3 protein-coding genes and 1 pseudogene are annotated in these 3,194 nt (G+C 75.4%); 1 reads left to right on the top strand and 3 read right to left on the bottom strand.

Going from position 1 to position 3,194, the window contains the following annotated elements; translation table 11 throughout:
- From Q0195_RS06265 to Q0195_RS06255, 3 genes and pseudogenes are all read right to left on the bottom strand, one after another.
- Nucleotides 1-166, bottom strand: a pseudogene (locus Q0195_RS06265) (3-oxoacyl-ACP synthase); the annotation flags it as partial.
- On the bottom strand, nt 163-1,089 hold the full coding sequence (locus Q0195_RS06260; RefSeq protein ID WP_299276012.1) for an ACP S-malonyltransferase: 927 nt from the start codon (nt 1,087-1,089) through the stop codon (nt 163-165). The pseudogene Q0195_RS06265 and the gene Q0195_RS06260, both read right to left, overlap by 4 nt.
- A 123-nt stretch (nt 1,090-1,212) precedes the next feature.
- Nucleotides 1,213-2,403: a PucR family transcriptional regulator gene (locus tag Q0195_RS06255; protein WP_299276010.1), complete on the bottom strand. Its 1,191-nt coding sequence runs from the start codon at nt 2,401-2,403 to the stop codon at nt 1,213-1,215.
- 118 nt (nt 2,404-2,521) lie between these two features.
- Here Q0195_RS06255 and Q0195_RS06250 point away from each other — a divergent pair.
- On the top strand, nt 2,522-3,194 hold a 673-nt coding region (locus tag Q0195_RS06250), incomplete at its 3' end, for a hypothetical protein (protein WP_299276007.1).

Genomic DNA, 3,194 nt, shown 5'->3' with positions numbered 1-3,194 from the left:
GGCGGCGCTCGATGATGCCGGTGCGCTGGCGGATCCACTCGTCGGAGCTGTCGATGGGCCCGACGATCTCCTCGTTGGGCACGACACGCTCGCCACGGACCCCGGAGATGCCGAGGATGCGGGAGTAGGTCTGGGGCTGCGCGATGCGCAGGGCAGGGCGGGTCACCGGGTGCCTCCGTGCTCGCGGGCCAGCTCCCGCGCGGCGTCGATCTGGTCGGGGGACTTCAGGGCGAGGGTCTGCACGCCCGGTAGCGTACGCCGGGCGAGCCCGGTGAGAACCCCGGCGGGGGCGAGCTCGATCGCCGCGGTGACGCCGCGGTCGAGCATCGTCCGACAGCACAGGTCCCAGCGGACCGGGCGGGCGACCTGGGCGACGATCCGCTCCAGGGCGTCCGCACCCGAGGTGACCGCCGCACCGTCGGCGTTCGACAACAGCGTGGCGCGCGGGTCGGCCGGGCTGAGCGACGAGGCGGCGGTACGCACCTCGGCGACGGCGGGTGCCATGTGCTCGGTGTGGAAGGCACCGGCGACCTGCAGGGGCACGACGCGCGCCTTGGCGGGCGGCTCGGCGGCGAGGGCGGCGAGCTGGTCGAGGGTGCCGGCGGCGACCACCTGGCCGCCCCCGTTGACGTTGGCGGCGGTGAGGCCGTGGCGGGTGATCGTCGCGGTGACCTCGTCCGGGTCGCCGCCGACGACGGCGCTCATCCCGGTGGGGGTGACGGCGGCGGCGTCGGCCATCGCCCGGCCGCGCACCCCGACGAGGTGCAGGGCGTCGCGGTCGGTGAGCACGCCGGCGACGGCCGCGGCGGCGAGCTCGCCCACGGAGTGCCCGGCCGCGACGTCGACCGCGCCCGTCTCCTGCCCGAACACCGCCTGGAACGCGAGCAGCGAGGCCGCGACGATGAGCGGCTGGGCGACCTTGGTGTCGCGGATCGTCTCGGCGTCGGCAGCGGTGCCGAGGTGGCGCAGGTCCAGCTGCGCGGCCTCGCTCAGCGCGTCGAGGGAGTCGGCGAGCTCGGGCAGCTCGAGCCACGGGCTGAGCATGCCGGGGGTCTGGGCGCCCTGACCAGGGCAGAGGATCGCGAGCACGCGTTCCACTCTGCCAACAAGGAGGCACCGGTCAGCGCCTACGACGCCTACCAACTCGTTTCACGGGCGTTGTGGGGAGCCCACAAATCGGTGGGCTGCAGGCCGGACCGTGTTAGAGGAGCGTCACACACCGGAGTGGTCCCCGGCGCCGGCCGACAGGCGGCCCACGACGAGCGCCACCTGGAGGACGAACGCTTCCCGCGGCGTCGTGGCGTCCCAGCCGACGACGTGGGCGATGCGGCGCAGCCGGTAGCGCACCGTGTTGGGGTGGACGTACAACGCCCGGGCTGCCGCCTCCAGCGAGCGGCCCTGGGCCAGGTACTCCCCGAGGGTCTCCAGCAGCGGGCCACCGGCGGACTCCAGCGGGCGGTAGATCTCGGTGAGCAGCGTGCGCCGGGCCAGCGGGTCCCCGTTGACGAGCCGCTCGGGCAGCAGCTCGTCGGCCTCGACCAGCTCCGGGGCGTCGGGCCACGCCGGAGCGGCGAGCAGCCCGGCGAGCGCGGCGCGCGCGGAGCGTCCGGCGTCGGCGATGTCGGCCACCTCGGGGCCGAGGACGACGGTGCCGGGCCGCAGCCGCGGCATGAGCGACTCGGCGGCCGCGCGCAGGTCGTGCCCACCGAGGACGACGACGAGCCGCTCGCCCTGGATGCCGACGAGCGCGTCCTGTGCCGCGCGGCGGCAGGCACGCCGTAGCTCGGCGGTGCGGCGCTCGTCGAGCGGGCCGTGGGTGGTGCCGACGAGGACGACGCAGGAGCCGCTGCCCGACCAGCCCAGCGCGGCGGCGCGCGACCGCAGCGAGGCGTCGGTGTCGCCGCGCACGAGGGAGTCGACGACGAGCGCCTCCAGGCGGGCGTCCCACGCGCCGCGGGCCTCGGCGGCGCGGGCGTAGACCTCGGCGGCGGAGAAGGCGACCTCGCGGGAGTAGCGCAGCACGGCGTCGCGCAGGTCGCGCTGTTGGCCGGGGGCCGCGAGCTGGACCGCGTGCTCCTCGACCACCTCGACGACGAGGCGGACGAGCTGGAGCGTGTGCTGCAGCGAGATGGAGCGGGTGAGCTCGGGCGGTGCGGCGCGGAAGATCTCCGCGGCGTTGTACGTGGCGTCCGACGAGCTCTCGTACCAGGCGATGAACGCGGCGATGCCGGACTGGGCGACGAGCCCGATCCAGGAGCGGTCCTCCGCGGCGAGCTCCCGGTACCAGGGGATCTCCTCGTCCAGCCGCTTCAACGCGGCCGAGGTGAGCAGGTCGGTTCCGCCGCGCAGGCGCCGGACGACGTCCGAGCTGTCCTGCGGGTCGGGCGCAACGGTGGGCGGCATGGCCAGAGCATAGGGCGCGTTTGTGGGAAGCCGACAACTGTCCGGGGGCTGATCCGGCGGGGTGCCCCACGCTCCCGTCCGCATGAGGGCTGTGGCCCGAGCCGCTAAGGTCGACGCCATGGCCCTACTCGCGCGACTCAAGGCGCTGCTGACCCGGCGCCGTCCGATGCGGCGGCCCGGGACCCGGCAAGCCACCTCCGCCGCCCGCAAGACCGACCTGCCGCGGGAGGACGCCCTCCGGGCCAAGCTGGTCGACGACCCGAACGACATGCACGCCTTCCGCGAGCTCGCCGAGCTCGTGCGGCGGCGCGCGGACTCGGTGGAGCCGGTCGACCCGCTCATCGCCGAGCACGAGCCGGCCGACCGGGCCCGCTCCGCGGACGTCGCCATCTGGGCGCTGGCCGAGGAGCTCGCCGGCAACCCGCGGGCCTGGTTCCCGCTCGTCGAGCTCGCCCGGCTGTCGCTGCACGACGACCACGAGGGCGCCATGCGCCGGCTCAACGCCGCGTGCGAGCGCGAGCATACCGGGCTCGCCGTGGCGGAGGGGGTCCGCACGCTGCGCGAGGGCGACCTGCCCGGCGACGGCCTCGGTCTCGGGGTGGGGCAGTGGTCCCCGAAGGAGCACATCCCGGAGGCGGGCCGCCAGATCGTCCTCGCCGCCCTGGAGGCCGATCGGCCCTACGACGCCCGCAAGCACCTCGAGGAGCTCAAGGTGCGCGACGACGCCGAGACGGCCGCCGTCATCGCCGAGCTGACACCGCGCGTCGAGGCCGCCGAGCGCACCGCCAACA

The organism is uncultured Georgenia sp., from assembly GCF_937958535.1.
Classification (GTDB): domain Bacteria; phylum Actinomycetota; class Actinomycetes; order Actinomycetales; family Actinomycetaceae; genus Oceanitalea.
The sequence above is the reverse complement of the archived record's forward strand: the minus strand, read 5'-3'. Positions and strand labels throughout refer to the sequence as shown.

Excerpts from the sequence above, each read along its gene's own strand:
- Q0195_RS06255 (WP_299276010.1), bottom strand. The coding sequence starts at position 2,403 with ATGCCGCCCACCGTTGCGCCCGACCCGCAGGACAGCTCGGACGTCGTC.